At 70.2% G+C, this 21612-nt stretch carries 26 protein-coding genes; 15 read left to right on the top strand and 11 right to left on the bottom strand.

All coding sequences use genetic code 11. The annotated features are described in order from the left end of the window. Positions 1 to 26 precede the first annotated feature (26 nt). From OG611_RS40875 to OG611_RS05945, 4 genes are all read left to right on the top strand, one after another. Positions 27 to 134, top strand: coding sequence for a putative leader peptide (locus tag OG611_RS40875; RefSeq protein ID WP_350983699.1), 108 nt, complete (start codon positions 27 to 29; stop codon positions 132 to 134). Positions 135 to 294: 160 nt separating this feature from the next. Continuing rightward, entirely contained in the window at positions 295 to 1140 is an 846-nt protein-coding gene (locus OG611_RS05955) for a sulfurtransferase (protein ID WP_266416241.1), read from the top strand. Positions 1141 to 1191: 51 nt separating this feature from the next. Further along, entirely contained in the window at positions 1192 to 1479 is a 288-nt protein-coding gene (locus OG611_RS05950; RefSeq protein ID WP_018490348.1) for a DUF1416 domain-containing protein, read from the top strand. Positions 1480 to 1667: 188 nt separating this feature from the next. Continuing rightward, positions 1668 to 1925, top strand: a complete 258-nt coding sequence (locus OG611_RS05945) for a DUF3099 domain-containing protein (RefSeq protein WP_266416239.1) — start codon at positions 1668 to 1670, stop codon at positions 1923 to 1925. A 34-nt stretch (positions 1926 to 1959) separates the two neighbouring features. Here OG611_RS05945 and OG611_RS05940 read toward each other — a convergent pair whose 3' ends face one another. After that, on the bottom strand, positions 1960 to 2322 hold the full coding sequence (locus OG611_RS05940) for a DsrE family protein (protein ID WP_124717294.1): 363 nt from the start codon (positions 2320 to 2322) through the stop codon (positions 1960 to 1962). Positions 2323 to 2670: 348 nt separating this feature from the next. Here OG611_RS05940 and OG611_RS05935 point away from each other — a divergent pair, with 348 nt between their 5' ends. The 3 genes from OG611_RS05935 to OG611_RS05925 all read left to right on the top strand — a co-directional run bounded on the left by OG611_RS05935 (position 2671) and on the right by OG611_RS05925 (position 4828). Continuing rightward, complete coding sequence (locus OG611_RS05935; RefSeq protein ID WP_266416236.1) at positions 2671 to 3243, top strand: FABP family protein; 573 nt, start codon at positions 2671 to 2673, stop codon at positions 3241 to 3243. A gap of 69 nt (positions 3244 to 3312) precedes the next feature. After that, positions 3313 to 3786, top strand: coding sequence for a Fur family transcriptional regulator (locus OG611_RS05930; RefSeq protein WP_266416233.1), 474 nt, complete (start codon positions 3313 to 3315; stop codon positions 3784 to 3786). A 76-nt stretch (positions 3787 to 3862) separates the two neighbouring features. Beyond that, positions 3863 to 4828, top strand: coding sequence for a folate-binding protein YgfZ (locus tag OG611_RS05925; protein ID WP_266416230.1), 966 nt, complete (start codon positions 3863 to 3865; stop codon positions 4826 to 4828). A gap of 27 nt (positions 4829 to 4855) precedes the next feature. Here OG611_RS05925 and dtd read toward each other — a convergent pair whose 3' ends face one another. After that, entirely contained in the window at positions 4856 to 5305 is a 450-nt protein-coding gene (dtd, locus tag OG611_RS05920; RefSeq protein WP_266416228.1) for a D-aminoacyl-tRNA deacylase, read from the bottom strand. A 117-nt stretch (positions 5306 to 5422) separates the two neighbouring features. Here dtd and OG611_RS05915 point away from each other — a divergent pair, with 117 nt between their 5' ends. The 5 genes from OG611_RS05915 (at position 5423) to OG611_RS05895 (ending at position 10159) form a co-directional block, all read left to right on the top strand. Beyond that, positions 5423 to 6043, top strand: coding sequence for an ABC transporter substrate-binding protein (locus tag OG611_RS05915; RefSeq protein ID WP_266416225.1), 621 nt, complete (start codon positions 5423 to 5425; stop codon positions 6041 to 6043). A 46-nt stretch (positions 6044 to 6089) separates the two neighbouring features. Then, positions 6090 to 7073: an asparaginase gene (locus OG611_RS05910; protein WP_266416223.1), complete on the top strand. Its 984-nt coding sequence runs from the start codon at positions 6090 to 6092 to the stop codon at positions 7071 to 7073. A 67-nt stretch (positions 7074 to 7140) separates the two neighbouring features. Beyond that, the gene (locus OG611_RS05905; RefSeq protein WP_266416221.1) at positions 7141 to 8391 is read left to right on the top strand and encodes a GNAT family N-acetyltransferase; all 1251 of its coding nucleotides are present in this window, start codon (positions 7141 to 7143) and stop codon (positions 8389 to 8391) included. 128 nt (positions 8392 to 8519) lie between these two features. Beyond that, positions 8520 to 9299 (top strand): TetR/AcrR family transcriptional regulator, encoded by a 780-nt coding sequence (locus OG611_RS05900; protein ID WP_266416220.1) that lies wholly within the window; start codon positions 8520 to 8522, stop codon positions 9297 to 9299. A gap of 224 nt (positions 9300 to 9523) precedes the next feature. Beyond that, the gene (locus OG611_RS05895; RefSeq protein WP_266416219.1) at positions 9524 to 10159 is read left to right on the top strand and encodes a TetR family transcriptional regulator; all 636 of its coding nucleotides are present in this window, start codon (positions 9524 to 9526) and stop codon (positions 10157 to 10159) included. A 21-nt stretch (positions 10160 to 10180) separates the two neighbouring features. Here OG611_RS05895 and OG611_RS05890 read toward each other — a convergent pair whose 3' ends face one another. The 3 genes from OG611_RS05890 to OG611_RS05880 all read right to left on the bottom strand — a co-directional run bounded on the left by OG611_RS05890 (position 10181) and on the right by OG611_RS05880 (position 12890). Further along, complete coding sequence (locus tag OG611_RS05890) at positions 10181 to 10702, bottom strand: DUF2199 domain-containing protein (RefSeq protein ID WP_266416217.1); 522 nt, start codon at positions 10700 to 10702, stop codon at positions 10181 to 10183. Positions 10703 to 10760: 58 nt separating this feature from the next. Beyond that, positions 10761 to 11759 carry a UDP-glucose 4-epimerase GalE gene (gene galE / locus OG611_RS05885; protein WP_266416216.1) on the bottom strand — a complete coding sequence of 333 codons (999 nt, stop codon included), beginning with the start codon at positions 11757 to 11759 and terminating at the stop codon, positions 10761 to 10763. Positions 11760 to 11972: 213 nt separating this feature from the next. Next, entirely contained in the window at positions 11973 to 12890 is a 918-nt protein-coding gene (locus tag OG611_RS05880) for an oxidoreductase (RefSeq protein ID WP_266416215.1), read from the bottom strand. Here OG611_RS05880 and OG611_RS05875 point away from each other — a divergent pair. Continuing rightward, positions 12889 to 13410 carry a hypothetical protein gene (locus OG611_RS05875; protein ID WP_266416214.1) on the top strand — a complete coding sequence of 174 codons (522 nt, stop codon included), beginning with the start codon at positions 12889 to 12891 and terminating at the stop codon, positions 13408 to 13410. The genes OG611_RS05880 and OG611_RS05875 overlap by 2 nt on opposite strands. Here OG611_RS05875 and OG611_RS05870 read toward each other — a convergent pair. Together OG611_RS05870 and OG611_RS05865 are read right to left on the bottom strand one after the other, a co-directional pair. Beyond that, a complete protein-coding gene (locus OG611_RS05870; RefSeq protein ID WP_266416212.1) occupies positions 13396 to 14061 on the bottom strand; it encodes a hypothetical protein in 666 nt (221 codons plus the stop codon). The two genes, OG611_RS05875 and OG611_RS05870, sit on opposite strands and share 15 nt — an antisense overlap. Positions 14062 to 14331: 270 nt before the next feature. Beyond that, a complete protein-coding gene (locus tag OG611_RS05865; RefSeq protein ID WP_266416211.1) occupies positions 14332 to 15219 on the bottom strand; it encodes an NAD(P)-dependent oxidoreductase in 888 nt (295 codons plus the stop codon). Between the two features lie 52 nt (positions 15220 to 15271). Here OG611_RS05865 and OG611_RS05860 point away from each other — a divergent pair, with 52 nt between their 5' ends. Then, positions 15272 to 15622: a helix-turn-helix domain-containing protein gene (locus OG611_RS05860; protein WP_266416210.1), complete on the top strand. Its 351-nt coding sequence runs from the start codon at positions 15272 to 15274 to the stop codon at positions 15620 to 15622. 324 nt (positions 15623 to 15946) lie between these two features. On the opposite strand, the gene OG611_RS05855 is transcribed toward OG611_RS05860, so the two are convergent. Next, positions 15947 to 17023, bottom strand: coding sequence for a MerR family transcriptional regulator (locus OG611_RS05855; protein ID WP_266416209.1), 1077 nt, complete (start codon positions 17021 to 17023; stop codon positions 15947 to 15949). Positions 17024 to 17400: 377 nt separating this feature from the next. Here OG611_RS05855 and OG611_RS05850 point away from each other — a divergent pair, with 377 nt between their 5' ends. Beyond that, positions 17401 to 18171 (top strand): SDR family oxidoreductase, encoded by a 771-nt coding sequence (locus tag OG611_RS05850; protein ID WP_266416208.1) that lies wholly within the window; start codon positions 17401 to 17403, stop codon positions 18169 to 18171. A gap of 88 nt (positions 18172 to 18259) precedes the next feature. Here the strand turns inward: OG611_RS05850 and OG611_RS05845 are convergent, their stop codons facing one another. The 3 genes from OG611_RS05845 to OG611_RS05835 all read right to left on the bottom strand — a co-directional run bounded on the left by OG611_RS05845 (position 18260) and on the right by OG611_RS05835 (position 21609). Beyond that, positions 18260 to 19156 (bottom strand): LysR family transcriptional regulator, encoded by an 897-nt coding sequence (locus tag OG611_RS05845; protein WP_266416207.1) that lies wholly within the window; start codon positions 19154 to 19156, stop codon positions 18260 to 18262. 360 nt (positions 19157 to 19516) lie between these two features. Then, a complete protein-coding gene (locus OG611_RS05840) occupies positions 19517 to 20377 on the bottom strand; it encodes an aminoglycoside phosphotransferase family protein (protein ID WP_266416206.1) in 861 nt (286 codons plus the stop codon). Positions 20378 to 20628: 251 nt separating this feature from the next. Next, positions 20629 to 21609 carry a TniQ family protein gene (locus OG611_RS05835; protein WP_266416205.1) on the bottom strand — a complete coding sequence of 327 codons (981 nt, stop codon included), beginning with the start codon at positions 21607 to 21609 and terminating at the stop codon, positions 20629 to 20631. Positions 21610 to 21612 lie beyond the last annotated feature (3 nt).

Here is a 21612-nt window from a genome sequence, read left to right as displayed (position 1 = left end):
GCCCGTACCTCCCTACGATCGGTCCCATGCAGTGCTCTATTGGCGGTCTCCCGCAGCGGGGACGGGCGGATCTCACGAAGCGGCGGGCAGTGGACCTGTGCCGCGTCGCCGCCATGCTCTGTCGCACTGTCTGAGCGGGAGCCTTCGGCACCCCGCATTCCCCCCGGCCCTCGGACCGACGTCAGGGCCCATCCCGATCGCCGTTGTACGTGTGCCGCACGCCGCGCGCCCGTACACCCGCATCACGCACCGTCTCGCATCATCTCGCCGCAGACTGCCCCGGAGGAGAACAGAATGAGCCGCAGTGACGTCCTGGTAGACGCCGACTGGGTCGAGGCCCGCATCGACGACCCGAAGATCGCTCTCGTCGAGGTCGACGAGGACACCTCGGCGTACGAGAAGAACCACATCAAGAACGCGATCCGGATCGACTGGACCAAGGACCTCCAGGACCCGGTCCGCCGCGACTTCATCGACCAGGCCGGGTTCGAGAAGCTGCTGTCCGAGAAGGGCATCGGCAACGACACCACGGTCGTCCTGTACGGCGGCAACAACAACTGGTTCGCGTCCTACGCGTTCTGGTACTTCAAGCTCTACGGTCACCAGGACGTCCGCCTGCTCGACGGCGGCCGCAAGAAGTGGGAGCTCGACTCCCGCGACCTGGTCGACGGCGACCAGATCCCGTCCCGCCCGGCCACCGAGTACAAGGCCCAGCCGCAGGACGAGTCGATCCGCGCCTACCGCGACGACGTCGTGAAGGCGATCGGCAACCAGAACCTGGTCGACGTGCGTTCGCCCGACGAGTTCAGCGGCAAGCTGCTCGCCCCGGCGCATCTCCCCCAGGAGCAGTCCCAGCGCCCCGGCCACGTGCCGAGCGCCCGCAACATCCCGTGGTCGAAGAACGCCAACGACGACGGCACCTTCAAGTCGGACGACGAGCTCAAGGCCCTCTACGAGGCCGAGCAGGTCGACCTGGCGCAGGACACCATCGCGTACTGCCGTATCGGCGAGCGCTCCGCGCTCACCTGGTTCGTGCTGCACGAGCTGCTCGGCCAGGAGAACGTCAAGAACTACGACGGTTCGTGGACCGAGTACGGCTCCCTCGTGGGTGTGCCGATCGAGCTCGGCGCCAACAAGTAACTCCGCACGACCCGGACCAGCACGACCCCCGACCCAGAAGGACGTAACACCATGTGTGGAGCAAAGGCCGGCGGCCCCGACGCTTCGACCATCAAGCCCGGTGAGACCACCATCCAGGGCAGCGTGACCCGCGACGGCGAGCCCGTCACCGGTTACGTGCGCCTGCTGGACTCGACCGGCGAGTTCACCGCCGAGGTCCCGACCTCGGCGACCGGACAGTTCCGCTTCTACGCGGCCGAGGGCACCTGGACGCTGCGCGCCCTCGTCCCGGGCGGCAGCGCCGACCGCACGGTCGTGGCGCAGACCGGTGGCCTCTCCGAGGTCGCGATCGCCGTCTAGGGCGTGCCGGGACCGGGCAGGGCCCGGTTCCTGCGCTTCCCGCCGCGGCCCGCGTGCCGCGACACGGACCGGCCGAAGGGCCGTGCCCCAGGGGGTTGGACGCCTTCCTGGACGGGGTACGGCCCTTCGTGCCGTCCGGGCAGGTCCGAGCCGTTCGCGCGGGCGGCGGTGAGGCCTACCCTGGAGTCATGTACGCGCGACGCCGTCGCGGCTATTTCCTGATGATGGGCGGCTGCATCGTCCTCTTCGTATCGGCATGGTCCTTCGTCAGGCTGTGGTCGATGCCCGCCGCGATAGCGATGTGCGTCGTGGCGATGGTCATCCCGCCCGTCGCGGCCATGGTCGCCAACCGGCGGGGGCCGGACGACCGCTGGTGGGACGACCCGTCCGGCGACCCGAAGTCCGACGAGTGGTGGGACGAGCTCGACGGCAAGAAACGGCGGTAGCGCCCCTCCGCGGGCGCGTCGCCCCTCGTCGGTATCAGTAGACGAGGGCCTGGACGCCGTCGGCCATGATCTCGCTGACGAAGACCTGCGCACCGGCGATCCGTACGCCCTCCAGGACGTCCTGCTCGGTGATGTCGCGGCGGGCCGCGCACTGCGTGCACAGGGTGATCCGGCCACCCGCCTGGATCGACTCGATCAGATCCGGCAGCGGCGCGGCATGCGGCAGTTCGAACTCGGCGGCGCGTCCCGGCAGCGCGAACCAGGAGGACTCCCCGGTCAGCCAGAGCGAGACCTCCACGCCACTGGCGACGGCGACCGCGGCCACCGTGAACGCCTGCGAGCAGCGCTCGGCGGAGTCGGCACCTGCGGTCACCTTGATCACGAGCTTCTTCGGCATACGCCGAACTGTAATCGTCGGGTGGGGCGGGCCCGGCCAAGCCCCGGACCGGCGGGCCGGGCCCCAACCCATTAGGCTGGGGCCCGGCCCCGTACTGCTGCCATAACGCTCGTTGCAAGGAGTTCCCGTGCTTGAGGCATTCTTCTCCGCCCTGCTGGTCCTGGTCTGCGTCGGCGTTCTCGCCTTCGCCGCCGTGACCGTGAAGAAGCTCTACCAGGGTCAGCGCTGACCACTCCGCGCACGCCCCGCCTCCCCTCGCGCGGGTGCCCCGTCACAACAACGTGACACCTCGCATCCGATGTGTCACGTCCGCAGCCACCCCCACCTCACAGATCGTCTGAGCCGCTCATGATCGAGATCCCGTCCGACCTCCACCCGGACCTCGTCCCGCTGGCCTTCCTCCTCGGCAACTGGGCGGGCGCGGGTGTCTCCGACTTCCCCGGCGCCGAGCAGTGCAACTTCGGCCAGGAAGTCACCTTCAGCCACGACGGCCGCGACTTCCTGGAGTACGTCTCGCACAGCTGGGTGCTCGACGCCGAGGGCGAGAAGGTCAGGCCGCTGGAGTCGGAGTCCGGCTACTGGCGCATCGACAAGGACCGCAAGGTCGAGGTCGTCATGGCCCGTGACCAGGGCGTCATCGAGATCTGGTACGGCGAGCTGGCCGACAAGAAGCCGCAGATCGACCTGGTCACCGACGCGGTGGCCCGGACCGCGGCCTCCGGCCCGTACAGCGGTGGCAAGCGGCTGTACGGCTATGTGAAGAGCGACCTGATGTGGGTCGGCGAGAAGGCCACCCCCGAGGTGGAGCTGCGCCCGTACATGTCGGCGCACCTGAAGAAGGTCGTCACCCCGGAAGAGGTCGAGGCGATGGCGAAGAGCCTCGGCGACCTGCCGGACGACGGCATCGCCTTCTTCAAGTAGCCCACCGGCTCACGGGTTCCGCCGGCACACAGCAGCGGACAGGTGCTCACCCGGTCCTACACTGGGCGTGTGGTGAGCACCGACTGGAAGACCGATCTCCGGCAGCGCGGCTATCGGCTGACGCCGCAGCGGCAGCTTGTCCTGGAAGCCGTCGACACGCTGGAACACGCGACGCCCGACGACATCCTCTCCGAGGTGCGCAGGACCGCGTCCGGCGTGAACATCTCCACCGTCTACCGGACCCTGGAGCTCCTGGAGGAGCTGGGGCTGGTCAGCCACGCCCATCTGGGACACGGGGCGCCCACGTACCACCTGGCCGACCGTCACCACCACATCCATCTGGTCTGCCGCGACTGCACGGACGTCATCGAGGCCGATGTCGATGTCGTCGCCGAGTTCACCGCGAAGCTGCAGAGCAGTTTCGGGTTCGAGACGGACATGAAGCACTTCGCGATCTTCGGCCGCTGCGCCGGGTGCACGGCGAAGGCGGCGTCCGAGGACGCGGACGGGACGTCCGCCGAAGCGGCCGGTCCCAAGCCGTAGGGCGAGCAGGAGCCGGCCGGCGGCCGGCCGAGGGCTCCCGGACCGCGTTGTTCATACCGCGTCGTACGCTGGTCGCATGAAGAGCCCCCTGCTGTCCCTGCCCGGCGCCGTCCCCGCCGAAGGCCGCGACGAAGGCGTCGCCGCGCACTACGGCGACCTGTTCCGCGAGCAGCGCACCCTCGCCGACGGCTCCGGCCTCGTCGACCTCTCGCACCGCGCCGTCGTCACCGTCACCGGCAGCGACCGGCTGGCCTGGCTGCACCTCCTGCTCACCCAGCACGTCAGTGAACTCGCCCCGGGCCAGGCCACCGAGGCCCTGATCCTCACCGCCAACGGGCACATCGAGCACGCCCTCTACCTCGTCGACGACGGCGAGACCGTGTGGATGCACGCCGAGCCGGGCACCCAGGGCGACCTCGTCGCCTACCTGGAGTCCATGAAGTTCTTCTACCGGGTCGAAGTCGCCGACCGCACCGAGGACTTCGCCGTGGTGTATCTGCCGGCCGGCTCCATCGCGGAGGTCCCGGACGGCGTGACGGTACGGGAGACGGCGTACGGCCGGGACCTGTTCCTGCCCCGCGCCGACCTGGAGGAGTACGCGGCGGCGCACGGCCCGGTGGCCGGCATCCTGGCGTACGAGGCGCTGCGCGTGGAGGCGCACCGCCCGCGCTTCGGCTTCGAGACGGACCACCGCACCATCCCGCACGAGCTGGGTTGGATCGGCACCGCCGTACACCTCCAGAAGGGCTGCTACCGCGGCCAGGAGACGGTGGCCCGGGTGCAGAACCTGGGCAAGCCGCCGCGCCGGCTGGTCTTCCTGCACCTCGACGGCAGCGAGGTCCTGCTGCCCGGACACGGCACGCCGGTACGGCTCGCCGCGGACGGTGCCGAAGGGCGCCAGCTGGGCTTCATCACCACGTCCGCCCGCCACCACGAGCTGGGGCCGATCGCGCTGGCCCTGGTCAAGCGGAACGTCGCGGTGGACGCCGAACTGCTCGCGGGGGACACGGCCGCGGCCCAGGAGACGGTCGTCGAGCCGTAGGGCGTCCCGTGTCGTGACCGGGCCGGTTCAGACCTCGACGACGACGGTGAACGGGCCGTGGTTCGTGAGCGAGACGCGCATGTCCGCTCCGAACCGGCCCGTCTCCACCTGCGCGCCCAGCGCCCGAAGCTGCGCCACCACCTCGTCGACCAGAGGCTCGGCGACCTCGCCGGGCGCCGCGGCGTTCCAGGTGGGCCTGCGGCCCTTCCGGGCGTCCCCGTAGAGAGTGAACTGCGAAATCACCAGAAGTGGTGCATTCACGTCGGAGCAGGATTTCTCGCCCTCCAGGACGCGAAGCGACCAGAGCTTGCGGGCGAGCTGCGCCGCCTTCTCCTGGGTGTCCCCGTGGGTGACTCCCACCAGCACACACAGCCCTTCGCCGACGATTTCGCCGACCATCTCGGGCCCGCCCGACCCGTCCGCGCCGTCGGCCACCGTGACGCTCGCGCCGTCCACCCTCTGTATCACTGCACGCATACAGACCAACCTATCTTGGGCTGAACGGGTACAGAGCATCCCCACAGGGCCCACTGGAGTGGCACCATGCTCGGAAGGCGGTGTGCCGACGCACCGGTCGAGGGGATGGACACAAGCATGAGCACCTATGGAACCGGGCAGTCCCCCGGCGCCGTACCGGTCACGCGTACCGGCGCCAGCACCAGCACGAGCACCAGCATCATGCGCCCACCCGTGCAGCGAACCGGTCGCGGTCCGGAGGACGGCCTGTCCGCCGGGCCGCTGCCCGAGCTGGGCGCCCTGCGGCTGCCCGAGCTGCGCACACTGCGCCGCGATGCGCAGCGCGACGAGGCCGACCTCAGCTATGTGCGCCGGCTCGTCCAGGGCCGGATCGACATCCTGCGGGCCGAACTGGCCCGGCGGCTGGATCCGGAGACACCGGTGGTGGACCGGCTCTCGGAGATCCTCGCCGACACCCCGTCCCTGCACCGCTCCTCCGCCCGGCACGTCACGCTCACCACGCCGCGCAGCGACGAGTACCGCAGGCTGGCCGCCGAGACGCTCGCCGAGGTCGAACTCTCCGACCTCGACGCCCGTACGGACGAAGAGCTGCACACCGCGATGGGGCGCCTGGTCCGCTACGAACAGCAGGTGTCCCGCCGCCGTCACCAGCTGCAACGCACCACGGACGATTGCAGCGCGGAGATCGCCCGCAGGTACCGTGACGGTGAAGCACAAGTAGACGACCTGCTCGCCTGAAGCGACCCTTCCGGGGGCGGGTTCCGCCCGCCCCCGGAAGGCCACCATGACCTCCAGCGCCGCCCCCGCCGCCCCATCCGCCATATCCCCCGCTCTCCCCGTCCTGGCCGAGGTCGTACGGTCCGGCTTCGTGGAGGGCCGTCACCGGGGTTCGCTGGTCGTCCTGGCCGCCGACGGCAGCGTGGAGCGGTCCCTGGGCGACCCGACGGCGCCGGTCTTCCCGCGTTCCTCCAACAAGCCGATGCAGGCCGCGGCCGTGCTGCGGGCCGGGCTCGATCTGTCCGGGGAGCGGCTGGCACTGGCCGCCGCGAGCCACTCCGGCGAGGGCTTCCACCTCGAACTCGTCCGCACGATGCTCGCCGAGCACGGACTGACGCCCGGCGATCTGCAGACCCCGCCCGATCTGCCGCTGGACCCGGCGGAGGCGGAGTCGTATCTCGCCGCGGGCCACGTCCGGGAGCGGATCACCATGAACTGCTCCGGCAAGCACGCGGCGATGCTCGCGGTGTGTGCGGCGAACGGCTGGGACCAGGAGTCCTACCTCGACCCGTCGCACCCGCTCCAGCAGCTGGTCCACCAGGTCGTCGAGGAGGCGGCCGGCGAGCCGGTCGCGGCGGTGGGTACGGACGGGTGCGGGGCGCCGCTGATGGCGATCAGCCTGGTGGGCCTGGCGCGGGCCTTCCGTTCCTTCGTGCTGGCGGAGCCCGGGACGGCGGAGCGCCGGGTCGGGGACGCGATGCGGGCCCACCCCGAGTACGTGGCCGGAACCCGTCGCCCCGACACCTGGCTGATGCGGGAGGTGCCGGGCACGCTCTCCAAGATGGGCGCCGAGGCGGTGCAGGCGGTGGCGCTGGCGGACGGCCGGGCGCTGGCCTTCAAGATCGACGACGGTGCGACGCGGGCGCTCGGTCCGGTACTGGCCCGTTCGCTGCGCCTGCTCGGCATCGACACCCCGGTGGTCTCCCGGATCGGACACGCGCCGCTGCTGGGCGGTGGCGGGGAGGTCGGCGAGATCCGGGCGGCCTTCTGACCAGCCCGTTCCGCGGCGGCGGAAAACCGGGCGACATCCGGTGGGCCGTGTGCCTAGCGTGGTCCGTATGGCTCTTGACGTCCGTACGATCACCGCCGCCGAGTTCCCCGACTGGCTGCGCGCCAAGCACACCGGTTTCCTGCAAGCGCCGACGGGGACGGAACAGGAGGCGGAGCGGCGCCTTCCGCACACCGATCTCGCCCGCACGCAGGGCGCGTTCGACGGCGGGCGGTGCGTGGCCACGTTCCGTTCCTTCGCGCAGGAGCTCACGGTCGTCGGCGGTGCGGCGGTGCCGGCCGACGCGATCTCCAATGTCACGGTGTCGCCCACGCACCGCCGCCGCGGGCTGCTCAGCCGGATGATGGCCACGGACCTCGCGGCGGCGAAGGAGCGCGGTGACGTGGTCGCCACGCTGATCGCCGCCGAGTACCCGATCTACGGGCGGTACGGTTTCGGCCCGGCGGCCTGGACCACCGAGTGGGAGATCGACGTACCGAGGGCGGGTCTCGACCCGCGCTGGTCGGGCCCGTCCGCGCAGGACGGCGGCCGGATCGACCTGGTGAGCGGCGCGGACGTACGCAAGCTGGGCCCGGTGATCCACGACCGGCTGCGCGCCCGGCAGCACGGTGTGATCAACCGCGACGCGCGCTGGTGGGAAGTGAACACCGGCGAGGTCCGGCCCGGCCCCGAGACCTGGACGGAGCCCTTCTACGCGGTCTACAGCAACGCGGCCGGCGAGGCCGACGGCCTGATCGCCTACCGCGCCGACGACAACTGGAACGACGCCAAGCAGCCGCTGAACCGGGCCACGGTGCTCGGACAGATCGCCGTCACCCCGGCCGCCGAGCGCGCGCTGTGGCACTTCGTCTGCTCGATCGACTGGATCACCACGGTCCGCTCCGGCCACCGCGCCCCCGACGACCTGCTGCCCCTCCTCCTCCCGGACCCGCGCGCGGCCCGCGTCGTGACCCAGGCGGACTGGCTGTGGGTGCGCGTCCTGGACGTCGTACGCGCCCTGGAGGCCCGCACCTACGCGGTACCCGGCACGCTCACTCTCGACATCCATGACGCCACGGGCCTGACCGCCGGCCGCTACCGCCTCGAAGCCTCCGCCTCCGGCGCCATCTGCACCCCCACCACGGCCGACGCCGATCTCGCCCTGGACGTACGGGAGTTGGGCACCCTCTATCTGGGCGACGAGTCCCCCGCCCGCCTGGCGGCCCTGGGGCGCGTCGAGGAACTCACCCCGGGCGCGGTGGCGGTGGCGGAAGGGATGCTCCGGGCGGGGCGGCGGGCCTGGTGCCCGGACGTGTTCTGAGGAACCGGTTCCCGTCGAACCCCCGCATCGCCACCGCTCCTCGACCGGCCTCCCCGTGTGCGTAGTGCACGAAATTGTGTACGTGGTACGCATATCTAGGATGGGATCGAGGGAAGGTGGGGGTTCAGGTGACTGAAGAGAAGGACTCGCCGGGCGGTACGGGCCTGCCGGCCAGTATCGAGGCCGCCTGGGGGCTGCGGGCGCGGCCGGTCAAGGGACCGAAGCCGGGGCTGAGCCTGGCGCGCATCGTGGACGCCGCGGTGGCGGTGGCGGCGGCCGAGGGGCTCGGTGGGGTGTCGATGGGGCGGGTCGCCAAGGACCTGGGGGCCTCGACGATGTCGCTCTACCGGTACGTCTCCGCCAAGGGCGAGCTGTACGTCCTGATGCAGGAGGCGGCGATGGGCCCGCCGCCCCCGCTGCCCGCACTGGAGAGCGGGGCCGGCTGGCGGGAGGCGCTCACGCAATGGGCGTGGGCGCAGCGCCGGGTCTTCCACCGCAACCTGTGGATGCTCCGCATCCCCGTCTCGGGCCCGCCCGCCAGCCCGAACTCCGTCGCCTGGTGGGAGCAGGGCCTCCAGGCCCTCGAAGGCACCGGCCTGGACGCGGGCGAGGAGGTCTCCGTGATCCTCCTCGTCAGCGGCTTCGTACGGAACGAGGCGCTGCTGATGGGGGATCTCGTGGCCGCCGTGGAAGCGCGCGGCATCCCGGCGCAGGAGGTGACGGACGGATACACCCGCACCCTGAACCGGCTCGTCGACCCGGTACGCCATCCGTCGCTCTCCCGGCTGTTGGAGTCCGAGGTGCTGGGGGCGCCGCGCGAGCCCGACGACGAATTCAGGTTCGGGCTGGAACGGGTGCTGGACGGGATCGAGGTCCTGGTGGAGGCGCGGGCGCGGTCCCGGGCCTGAGGGCCTGTCGGGTGACCTCTGATCGGGCGATCGAAGGTCACCCGACAGGCTCTGAGGGGTCCCCGCCGCCCGTCGGAGCCGATGTCAACGTGGCTTGTCCCGGTCACCACCTCACACATGCGGATTGCGTCGCTCCAGTTGTCGGTTCCCGGCTGGTCGGGGGCGCGTGCGACCCCTCCCGGAGGTCAAGTCCGGTTGAAGCCGGGGGCGTACGCTTCATGCTCATGGACGGAGAGAAGCCCGGGAACGAGCAGATGAGTCTGCGGGAGCGGAAGAAGCGGCTGACCTATCAGGCGGTCTCCGAAGCCGCGATCGCGATGTTCCTGGAGCGGGGCTTCGACAAGGTCTCGGTGGCGGAGGTGGCGGCCGCGGCCGACATCTCGAAGCCGACACTGTTCCGGTACTTCCCGGCCAAGGAGGACCTGGTCCTGCACCGGTTCGCCGACCACGAGGACGAGGCGGCCCGCGTGGTCGCCGCCCGTGCGGACACCGAATCCCCCCTGGACGCCCTGCGCCGCAACTTCCTCGACGGCCTGGAGCGGGGCGACCCGGTCACCGGGCTCTGCGATGTGCCGCAGGTGCTGGCGTACCAGCGCCTCCTGTACGGGACGCCGTCCCTGGTGGCCCGCCTGTACGCCTATCAGAGCCGCTCGGAGGCGGCACTCGCCCGTGCGCTGGGCGACCGGGTGCGGGACAGGCTGGCCGCAGGCCAGATCATCGCCGTACTGCGCATCCTGGCCCTGGAGAACTGGCGGCGGATCGACGCGGGGGAGAGCGCGGACGAGGTGTACGCGGACGCGGTCGAATCGGCCGAACTCGCCTTCGTGCAGTTGCGGACGGGGCTCGGGGAACAGCGGTAGCAACGGGTCCCGACGGGGTGCTCAGGCCCGGACGTCGTCGGCGTGCAGCACCGCTTCGGCGATCTCCCGTACCCGGTCCAGGGTGATGCCGGTGCGCTGTTCCACGGCGAGCGGGTGGTCGGTGGGCTCCAGCTCGATGCGGGGGCGCCTGCCGATCGGGCGGGTGTGGGCGTTCGTCTTGAGGTTGGTCGTGCGGGGCGAGTACAGCCCCAGCTCGGTGCTCAGCCAGCCAAAGTACGGCTGCTCGGACTCGCGGCCGGGGGTCTCCCACACATCGAGGGCGCGGGCGAAGTTCTCCCGGCTGAGCGAGACCCAGACCCCCCAGGAGAACGGCTCCTCGCTCCCGAACACGGGTATCTCGATCAGGCCCTTGATGAAGTAGTGCTCGTGCCTGACGATGCACTGGTCGGTGGAGAGCATGCTGTCGGGGTCGCTCTCCAGGCTCGCGTCCCAGACATCGGGTGCCATGGTCGAGTACCCCATCGGGAGTTCCGCGTGGTGTTCGCCGCAGCAGGAGCAGGTGTAGCCGGGGTCGATAGCCATGGGCGGATCCTAAGGGCTGTCCCGTGCTCCCCGGCGGGCGTACGGAGCCGCCGTGGGCCTACGCGGAGCCGCCGAGCACGTCCTCGCGTACGGCGGCCCACTCCAGGGAATGGCGGATGCCCTCCGTCAGCGAGTACCTCGGACGCCATCCCAGCAGCCGCTCCGCCCGGTCGCTCCGGGTGTACGCCCCCGCCGCGTCGCCCGGCCGGGCTCCGGCGTCCACGGCGGCCACGGGGGTGTCGATCACCTCGTTGAAGGCGTCGAGGAGTTCGCGCACGGTGGTGCCCGTTCCGGTGCCCAGGTTGATGACGGTGGAGCCGGCCGTCGGGAGGACGGCGTCGAAGGCACCGAGCGCGGCCACATGCGCGGCGGCCAGGTCCCAGACATGGACGTAGTCCCGGATGCCGGAACCGTCGCGGGTCGGGTAGTCGGTCCCGGTGACCTGGAACGGAACACCCTCCTCCTGTGCCTGGATCATCTTGCCCAGGGCATGGCTCGGGCGCCGCAGCTGCAATCCGGTGCGCATCTTCGGGTCCGCGCCGATCGGGTTGAAGTAGCGCAGGGACAGCACCCGGAGCGGCTGGGAGGCGGCGATGTCGGCGAACATCGCCTCGCACACCGCCTTGGTGCGTGCGTACGGGCTCTGCGGCTCGATGGGGGAGTCCTCGTCGACCGTCAGATCGGCACCGGCGGCGTAGATGGAGGCGGACGAGCTGAAGATCATGCGGGTGCAGCCGTTGCGCAGCAGATGGCCGGCGAACTCCAGGCTGCTGGCCACGTTCGCCCGGTAGTACCCGATCGGGTCGGCGACCGATTCCGGGACCACGATCAGTGCCGCGCAGTGGACGACGGCGTCGATGTCCGGGTGCTCGGCGAAGACCCGGTCGATCAGGGGGCCGTCCGCGATGTCGCCCTCGTGGAAGGCCCGCCCCTGGGCGAACTCCCGTCGGCCCGTGACCAGGTTGTCGAGGACGACGGGGGTGATCCCGGCGTCCGAGCAGGCGGACGCGATCGTGCTGCCGATGTACCCCGCGCCTCCGGCGATCAGGACCTTCATGTCGTGCCTGCCTCTCTGAGATCGTGCGGCGATCGTAGGCCGGGGCGGTGCTCCGGGAATCACGTCGACCGAGTCCGCGTGCGGAACCAGCCCCGACCTCCATGAGCATCCTGCGGGCCGTCCAGGGCTCTCGTCCAGGACGGGCCGGATCAGGTCGGGGCGCGGGCGCCCGGCACGATCCAGCCCGATCCGGCACGATTCGAACGAAAGCCCCTAGCCGCGACGCCCGAGCAGCGCCATGTCGTCCTCGTCGAGGGCCAGCCGCCCGGCGGCCATGTTCTCCTCGAGGTGGGCGAGCGAAGCGGTGCCGGGGATCTGCACGATCGCGGGTGAGCGGGCCAGGCCCCACGCGATGGCCACCTGGTACGCCGTCGCGCCGTGCCGCTCGCTCACCTTCCGGAGGTTCTCGTCGGCGAGTTCGGTGCGGCCGCCGCCGAGCGCGAAGAACGGCATGTACGCGATACCGGCGTCCGCGCACTCGTCGACGAGCGCGGCGTCGGCCTGGTCGAGCACGCCGAACCGGTTCTGGACGGCGGCGACCGGCGCGATCGACCGGGCCTCCGCGAGCTGCCCGCTCGTCACATTGCTGATGCCGAGCTGCCGGATCAGCCCTTCCTCGCGCAGTGCGGCCAGTACGGCGAACCGTTCGCCGATCGGATCGGCGACGTCCGAGCCCAGCCGCCCCACCCGCAGATGCACCAGGTCGAGCGTGTCGACCCCCAGGGACTCCAGATTCCGCTCCACCTCCCCGCGCAGCTGGTCGGGGCGGGCCTCGGCGTACATCTCACCGGTCTCGTCCCGCAGCGGGCCGACCTTGGTGGCGATGGTGACGTCCGGGGGATACGGGAACAGCGCCTCGCGCAGCAGGTCGTTGGCCCGGTGGGTGGGGGAGAAGTAGAAGGCGGCGGTGTCGATGTACCGCGCCCCGAGCTCGACGGCGCGCCGCGTCACGGCCACGGCCTTCGCCGTGTCACCGGCCGGCCCGCTCCACCGCCCCGGCAGCTGCATCGCGCCGAAGCCGAGCCGCGGGATGGTGACGGCGCCGCCCAGTTCGAAGACGCCGGGGCCGGAGGTGCTGGTGGTGGGCGTGGGACCGGAGTCGGGGGTCGGGTCGATCTGTGAGGAGGTCATGGGGGCAGCATCGCGCCCGGAGTACCGGATCGTCACATTCATTCATTCCGGCATTCATTCCGGCCTCGGCTACCGTGGGCCGATGGCCCTCGAACCACGCCCCGGAACCAGAGTCTTCCCGCCTCACCCGATCCGGGACGTGCAGGCCACGTACGCACGTCAGAGCAGCTGCCCCTCCGACTTCGCGCAGGTCGTCGCGGACTTCGAGCCCTGGGAGGAAGGGGTCGAGTTCGAGGCCGCCGACAGTGCGTCGGTCAAGGGCCTGCCGGCCGAGGAGACCGCCTCGTTCCACGAGGGCTTCATCGAGGGGGTGCGCGAGGAGCTGGCCGCTCTCGCCGACCGGGAGCCCGCAACGGCCGTCGCGGTGGCGGTCGTTCTGCGGCGCATCAAGGTGCACGAGGTCGACTCCCACCGAGGGGCGTTCCGGGCGGCCGGACGCGTTGCCGTGCGCAACGCCCTGGTGCGGGCGTACGGGCCGCCGCCCCGGCCCAAACGCCGGCACGGGTCAGCCGAGCGGTGAGGCGTGGCCCGGTCTGCATCCGGAGGGGACGCTGTTGCCGCTGATGTCGAAGTCTCCGCAGGTGAGGAAGACACCGTTGAATTGGCCGAGCAGGAAGGCCAGTGTGCCGACGAGCGCGACGACACCGATGACCGTCCTCCGCTGATGGGCGGAGAGTTCCGACTCCCCGAACAGCAGGAGCTGGAGGAGCACCCAGGTCAACAGCGGGGTGCCGATGACGCTGATGATGCCGCCGATCAGGAAGAGCGCCTCGCCCTGCCAGTTGCCGCTGCGTGGCACGACGGCGGCGAGGACGAGCCATGCGCTGGGCAGCGCCAGGCAGGCCCAGTACATCCAGCCGTGGCGCGGCCCGCGCTCGCGCATCAGGAAGCCGGCCAGCAGCACGGCTGTCGACACCGCCCAGAGCGTGAGCATCTGGTAGTAGAAGATGACGTCGTAGGCGCCGAGCGTGAACGCGGGCTCCCAGACCGCCAGCGCTCCGCCACCCGCGATCACGGCGGTCCTCGGCACCACCGAGGCACCGCCGCGCGCGAGTTCGTGTCCGCGCCCGCGGCCACGCCCCCGCGCCGCGGGTCCCGCGGCCGCGTTCTCGCCTCGGCCTGCGGAGCGGGCGTCGCCGTCGTCCACGCCGTCGTCCACGTCGTCATCCATGGGGATCCGTCTCCGGCATGGGGATATTTCCGCATACGTTACCCAGGGGGCGCGCCTCTGCCGGTCGTGGTCGGGCCGTCGGCGCACTCGTTGGTGCCGGGACGGGGCAAAGCCTGCCCGGACGGGCGTGTGGCCGGCCGTTGTCCGTCATGGCCGTCACCGTCATGGACGGGGAAGATCGTTGCCATCGACGTACTGGCCGGCCCGGAACGCCCGAAGCGGCTCGGCCTGACGCCGCTCGACCGCTGACGGACGCGGCGCGGCGTTCCCTCAGCGGCGGCTCAGGAGCTCGGTGATCCGGAGGAATCCGTCGGCGCCGTGACCGTGGCCGATGGCCTGTCGGGCCAGGCCCTCGGCCGCGCGCATCACGGCGGCGTCGATGCCGTGGGCCTCGGAGGCGTGGACGATATGGGCCATGGAGGACGCGGCGGAGGTGAGCGGGTTGCCGTCACCGGGGAACCTTCCGTCGTCCGCGTCCGCCGCGGTCTCCTCGAAGATCGGCGGGAGAATGGCGCCGATGCCTTTGGCGAACGGGGCCAGCTGCCGCGCGGTGATCCCTTCCGCCCGCGCGACCGCCAGGGCATGGGCATAGCCCGCCATCGCGGTCCAGAAGATGTCGAGCAGCGCGATGTCGTACGCCGCGGCCCGGCCGATCTCCTCGCCGAGATGGGTATGGGTGCCGCCCAGTGCGTCCAGTACCGGCCGGTGCTCGCGGTAGAGCTCCTGCGGGCCGCTGTGGATGAGGACCGCGGCCGGTGTTCCGATGGTCGTGGTCGGCGTCATGATCGCACCGTCCAGATAGTCGATCCCGTGCTCCGCCGCCCACGCCGCGACGTCCCGGGCGCGGGCCGGGGTGTCGGCGGTCAGATTGATCACCGTACGGCCCTTGAGGGCGTCGGCGACCGCGTCGCGCCGCAGAACGGCGTCCACGGCGTCGTAGTTCACCACACAGACCACGGTCAGCCGGCTCGCGGCGACCGCCTCCTCGGCCGACCGGGCGCCGACGGCGCCGCGCTGGACGAGCTCCCGGTCCCGGTCCGGTGTCCGGTTCCAGACCGTGGTCCGCAGGCCGGCATCGAGGAACGCGCCTGCCAAGGTCCGGCCCATCGGCCCCAGGCCGAGTACGGTGACGGCGGACTGCTCGGTGTGTGAGGGCATGGTTCAACTCCCGTATAGGCATGGGTGATCAGCGAAAGAAGGGGGGGCGGAAATGGTGCGCAGTCGTGCCCAGGACCCGAATGTGTGCGGGGTGACCGCCGCGATCGCTGTGATCGACGGAAAGTGGAAAACGGCTCTGCTCTGGCTGCTGGAATCCGGCCCGCACCGTCCGGGCGAGCTGCGTCGGCAGGTGCCGGGTCTCAGCGAGAAGGTGCTGACTCAGGCGCTCCGTGAGATGGAGCTCGACGGACTGGTGCACCGGGAGGTGTACGACGAGCTCCCGCTGAAGACCGAGTACTCCCTGACCGCGTTCGGCCGGGACCTCTCCGAGGCGTTGGCGCCCCTCTCCGACTGGGGCCACCGCCGTCTGGAGAAACTCACCGAGGGCCGGTCGTCCTCCTGACTCATCGCCTAGCCACCCCCGTGTCCCGCCCGGATCAGGCAGCCCTCCGGCCGCCCCTCACCAGGTTCGCCGCGTTGTCGGCCGCCGCCAAGTACCCACAAAAAAGTGGCTACCGAGGGTGGTGCGGGATCGCGGTGCCGAGAAGAGGGTGCCGACAAGGCGATCGACGACTGTCTGCTCGGCCGCACCCTGCCCGTGACCGGCACCGCGTGCGAGCGCGACCGGGGGAACGATCACGCTGCCTACGGTCGGTGCCCCGCCCGACCGTAGGCAGCGCGATCGTTCACCCGCGGATCCGGTGCTCGAAGTGCGTGCCGCTCGCTCCTACTGCTGGAGCTCCACGACATCGGCGACCACGCAGCTGACGTTGTCGGGGCCGCCGGAGCCGTTGGCGAGGGCGATGAGTTCGCGGACGGCCTGCTCGGGCTCCCTGATCTCGGAGAGCACCCGTCGGATTTCCTCCGTCCGTACGACGGTCGACAGACCGTCGGAGCAGATCAGGTACCGGTCCTCCTGCCGGGCGTCGTGGAGGCGCATGTCGTGGGTGTCATCGGCTCCTTGGCCCAGGGCTCGTATCAGCAGAGCCCGCTGCGGGTGGGAGGCGGCTTCCTCCGGGGTGAGACGTCCTTCGTCGACCATCGACTGCACCATGGTGTGGTCGTGGGTGATCTGGAACAGCTCTCCGTCGCGCAGGAGGTGGACGCGGGAGTCGCCGATGTGGACGAGGGCCAGCTGTGAGCCGGTCCAGAGCATCGCGGTGAGTGTGGTGCCGGCCTCTTCGGGCGAGCCGGGTCCGGCGACGCCGTTGACGGCCTGTTTGGCCTGCTCCACGGCGTCTTCGAGGGCATTGAGGAGATCCCCGGCCGGAATGCTGTCGGTTTCGAGGCGCTTGAGCGCGTCGATGGCGGCCGCGCCGGCCGGGGCTCCTGCGCTGCCGTAGCCGTCGGCGACGGCGAGCAGACGGGACCCGGCGTAGGCGGTGTCCTGGTTGCTCTCGCGGACGAGGCCCGTGTCGGAGAGGGCGGCGTAACGGATTCCCAGGGGCTTGGCGGTCGGAGACATGGTGGGGTCCTTCCAGGACAGATGGTCGATGAGGAAGGAAGCGAGGTCCCGCCGCGCGGCGGTGTCGGCCTCGACCTGGGCCCAGAACGCCCGGATCTCCTGGGCGGCCGCGGCCGACTCCAGCGTGCAGACGTGCTGGATGCGGGCCAGGGGCATCCCCAGGCGCCGGAGCCAGGCGACCAGCCGGGCCCGGTCGAGTTGTTCCGGTTCGTACAGGCGATAGCCGCTCACCGGGTCGACGCGAGCGGGGGTCAGCAGTCCCAGCTCGTCGTAGAGACGCAGCGCCTTCGGCGACAGGCGGGACGCCTTCGCGAACGTCCCGATGGTCAGCAGCCCCATGCTCGCTCCTCCTCATGCCGAGCACATCGCCCGGCCCGTCGATGCTGTGGCTTTCCCCAAGGTGAAGGTCAACTATCGGGGCACCGACTGCTCTTCCGCCCGTGCTGGCCGATGTGGATGGATCGCTGGGAGACGGGGGGACGAGGCGCTGGACGGCAACCCGGCGGTGTGCCGGAGGCCAGGTGACGTGCCGGGATGCCATAGGAATTCGCTATAGCGCGTGCTGGCATTTCGTCTTTGCCTCTCGTTCCTTTCCGTACGTACCGTGAAACAGCTCGACGAGGTGCTCACCGCGAATTCTTGGAAGATTCGCGCTCTGCGCACGTCGATCATTTTTCCGTCGAGCGGATCATTACGCGATCGAGAGGACCGGTGGCATGACCACGTTCGAGAACGGATCGGGAACGCGAGAACTCACGGGAAAGCGGGCCCTGGTCACGGGTGGTTCTCGTGGAATCGGAGCGGCCGTCGTACGCCGGCTCCTGGACGCGGGCGCCGAGGTGCTCACGACCGCCAGGTCGGCGACGAGCACGGTGCCGGAGGGGGCCACCTTCGTGGAGGCCGACGTGCGGACACGGGCAGGAGCGGAGGCGCTCGCCACGGCCGCGCAGGAGGTGTTCGGCGGGGTGGATGTCCTGGTCCACAACGCGGGTGGGGCGCGACCGCACGAGGGCGCGTCGGCCATCCCCGACGAGGAGTGGCAGGACGCGCTGGACCTGAACTTCCTGGCGTCGGTGCGGCTGGACTCGCTGCTGGTGCCGGGAATGCGGGAACGGCGTTCGGGGATGATCGTGCACGTCTCCTCGGCCGCGGTCCGGACCCCGGTGGGACCGTTCCTGCACTACACGGCGGCGAAGGCGGCGCTGGAGAACTACAGCCGGGGGCTGGCCGCGGAGCTGGCCCCGTTCGGAATCCGGGTCAACACCGTGACTCCCGGCAGGGTCGCCACCCCCGGCGGCGAAGCAACGCGTGAGCAGTGGGCGCGCCTGGACCCGTCACAGGGCCGGAACGACATCACCGTGCCGCTGGGGCGCGACGGTCGGCCCGACGACATCGCCCACGCGGTGCTGTTTCTCGTGTCCGACCGGGCGAGCTGGCTGACCGGGAGCAATCTCGTCGTGGACGGCGGTGAATTCCCCAGGGGCTGACACCTGACGCCTGACGTCGATGTAATACTGGAATGCCGGTCCGGTTTCGGAAAAAAGAATTCTGCGGTGCCCGACTCCTTCCCGGAATTCAGGAGACCGGTGAGAAGGAAGCGGACCCGGACCAGGTCTCCCGACGCAGGAATTCGAGCAGGGCCGTCTCCGCCGGGCCCGCGCCGGGCCGGACCACGGCGATGACGGGCTGGGACACGACCGGGAACACCGGGCGCACGAGGTGCTCGTGACCGTGGGGCACCGCGGAGGCCGGGACGAGCGTCACTCCCAGCCCGTGGGCGGCCCAGCGCACGGCCGTCGCCGTCTGGGAGACGCGGGCGGCCGTGGCCGGGGCCAGCCCGTTGTTCCGCAGTACGTCCAGCAGCACGCCGTCGAGCGCGCTGTCGCGGTCGAACCGCACCCACGGCTCCCCTTCCAGTTCGCGCAGCTCGACCCGGTCCGCGGCGAGCTGCCGGTGTCCGGCGCCCAGCACCACGACGAACTCCTCGGCGCCGAGGAGGTGGGCGTCGGCGGGGCTCTGCTCGCACGCCGCCATCAGGGCGAGGTCCAGCACGCCCCGGCGCCCCAGCCGCTCCAGCTCGGCGGAGCTGGGCTCCTCGAAGACGGTGACCTCCAGCCGCGGGAAGCGGCGACGCAGAGCGCCCAGCGCGCCCGGCAGCTGCCGCGTGCCAAAGCCCATCTGCACCGCGACCACCAACTCGCCCACCAGCTCATCGGCACCGGCCCGCGCCGTCGCCCTCGCCCGCCGCGCCGCGCTCACCGCGACCTCCGCCTCCCGCAGAAACGCGCGGCCGACCACGGTGGGCACCAGTCCGGTCGGCGTGCGGGCGAACAGTTCCACGCCGAGCTCCCGCTCCAGGCCGCGGATCTGCTGGGACACCGACGGCTGAGCGACGTGCAGCAGCTCCGCCGCCGCCGTCACCGAGCCCTCCTCGGCAACGGCCAGGGCGTACTCGAACTGACGAAGGCTCATCGGCTCCCGTTCCCTCCCCTGCGGGGGACCGCGGTCCCCCGTGGCAATCGTCGTCACAGCGGGCAACTCGGTTCCGCCGGCGGGGATTCCCGCGGACACGGCCGGCGTGCCGGGTCACGAGAGGTGTGCCGGGCCACGATAGTTGGCACTAATCGGGCTGTGTGACCTGGGCTCCCAACAGCCTGGCCACGATAGTTGGCACCGTCTGGCCAAGATTCTTGGCATCTGTAATGAATTGCCACGTTTGTTGGCACCGGCGCCATGGTTCAGCGCGGCAGCGAGGCCGGCGCGCATGGGGTTGCAACGGCGACAGTCTCGTCGCTTGGTTCCTTGCCGCTTTCACGTGACCTTCGGCGATTTCTACAGACCATCCAGTCGCCCGGTCACTGTGTCGAGTGTCGGCCAAGGAGGACCCTCGCGCAGCAAGCGCAGGAATTCCTCTCCGAATCGCCTCCCATTCGGAAACTGGTCGCCAAGCTCCCAGCGCCACGCGGCGACCATCGCGATAACGAGCTGCCGACACTCGTCCAGCAGCCCTTGGTCAACGCTTGGGTAGTGCTCGCAGACCGCCTCGGGAACATGGGCGAGATCGAACTCGACGGGTCCACGGCAGCACGTCTCAAGGTCGATGAACAACGGGCCGTTCTTCGTGCTGAGCACATTGCCTGGATGCGGCTCGCCGTGGAGCAGCTGCTCCACGGCGCCGCGGTCGTCGATCGCTCGTCGCAGGCTTGCCAGCCTGCCGCTGAGGAACACGCGGTCCGCGTCGGTGAGCTCCGGCGAGCGATCCGGGTCGGCGACAACTTCTTCCGCCTCCGTGATCCGGTCCGTGAACATCGGGCTCGGCACATCGACCTTGCGCATGCCGGCGTGCAGCTGCTCCAGAGCCTTGGCGTAGTCGACTGGTGAGGTGTGAGGTGTCACGGGCTCGTAGTAGGTCCACAGCGTCACTGCGAAGCCATCGCGCGTGTACACACGCGGGTCCGCCCGAGGCTCCAAGGGACACACCGGGCATCCGACCTCGGTGAGCCGCTGAGCGAGATCGACTTCGAACTGTGCAACCTCTTGTCCCACAGGGGCGACCCGGGCAAAGACGTCGCATGGCGTCAGCCGTAGTGCCAGCTTGTTCGAGTTGTGGAGAACGATTGCATCGTTGGCTGGCAGGTCGAGCGATGCGGCGACCGAAGTCGCAGCCGCGATCGCACGCGTGACGTCGGTCATATCCACCCTCGAATCTTGGCACAGATGAGCGAGGGCGATGCCAACCAGCGTGGCCAGGTGCCAACTGTCGTTGTCCGTTCCCAAAAGACCTGAGTCGATGAGGTGCCCCTGATCTGCGCCTTGTCATTTCGGCCGGGACACTTCGGAGCGTGGAGGGCCCAGTGGATCTGAACAGCGATGAGCCTGTTCGGGCGTGAGGTGGGGCCGTCCCAGTAGTTCTGCCCGGCCGAAAGGTTCTGGCCTGAGGCTTCTCAGTTCCACTGGGAATCATCTCGTAGGGCGTTGTGGTCCTCCGGCGTCATCACCAGCATTAGTGATCTCCCCAATGAGTCGGTCCAGCGGAAGAGGGCGTCGTTGGAGAAGGTGTGGGAGTGACGCTTCTCGCGGAGAGAGGGGACGTTGAGCCGGCGCTCGGCTTCTGCGTAGACAGTGTTGATTGTGCGCCGGTGCTGGTTGAGGTTCGCCCATCGGCGAGGCGCCCGTCGTGCTCGCCAAGCAGGGTCAGCCACCATGCCGAGCATGGTCACGAACTCCGGGTAGGTCGCGATGTACTCCCGCTCGTCGACGCGTCGCCTGATGATGTTCTCGTAGACAGCCTCCTTGGGAGGTAGCTGAGCGAGATGGTCGTTCCAGCGTGAGAGCAGGTGGGGCTGCTTCTTGTTCAGAAGCCAGGATCGGACCATGTGCTGCGCTTCCTTTGTCGCTGCTTCCAGGGTGTCGGGGAAGCGTCGGGCGATTCGCTGGTGCCGGTGCTGAGCGGTGACGAGTTCTGGAAGGTGGCCGACGCGGTATTGGCGGTTGCCGTCGAGCCAAATGCCGTGTCGGCGGCATAGCTGGAGATCGGCGGGGCGATGCGCGAGGACTGGTCCGGTGATTCCACGGCGGTGCATGCAGTGCGAGCACGCGACGTAGAGACGCCGCCGGTAGCGAATCACCTCGCCTCCGGTACGCGCCTCAATCCGGGAGATCGCTGGCAACAGCATCCGAAGAGTCTCGTGAGTGAGACCCGTCAGGAGTGCCAGCCGCGGCAGAACCATCGGAGTCCAGCGCCATAACGTGTCCGTCCGCTTGCCGATCAGCGCGTTCTTGAAGGGCGTCAGAGTTTTCGCCAGTTGGCCCGACGTCACGTGGTTGGCGGCGGCGAGGCGGTGCAGATACCAGCCGAAGACCTCCCCGTGGACCGGCGGCAGAGGAAGGGGCAGGAGCCGGACCGGGGCTTCCCAGGGCTCCATTAC

The organism is Streptomyces sp. NBC_01363 (genome assembly GCF_026340595.1).
In the GTDB taxonomy this organism is placed as follows: domain Bacteria; phylum Actinomycetota; class Actinomycetes; order Streptomycetales; family Streptomycetaceae; genus Streptomyces.
This window is presented reverse-complemented; position numbering and strand designations above follow the sequence as displayed.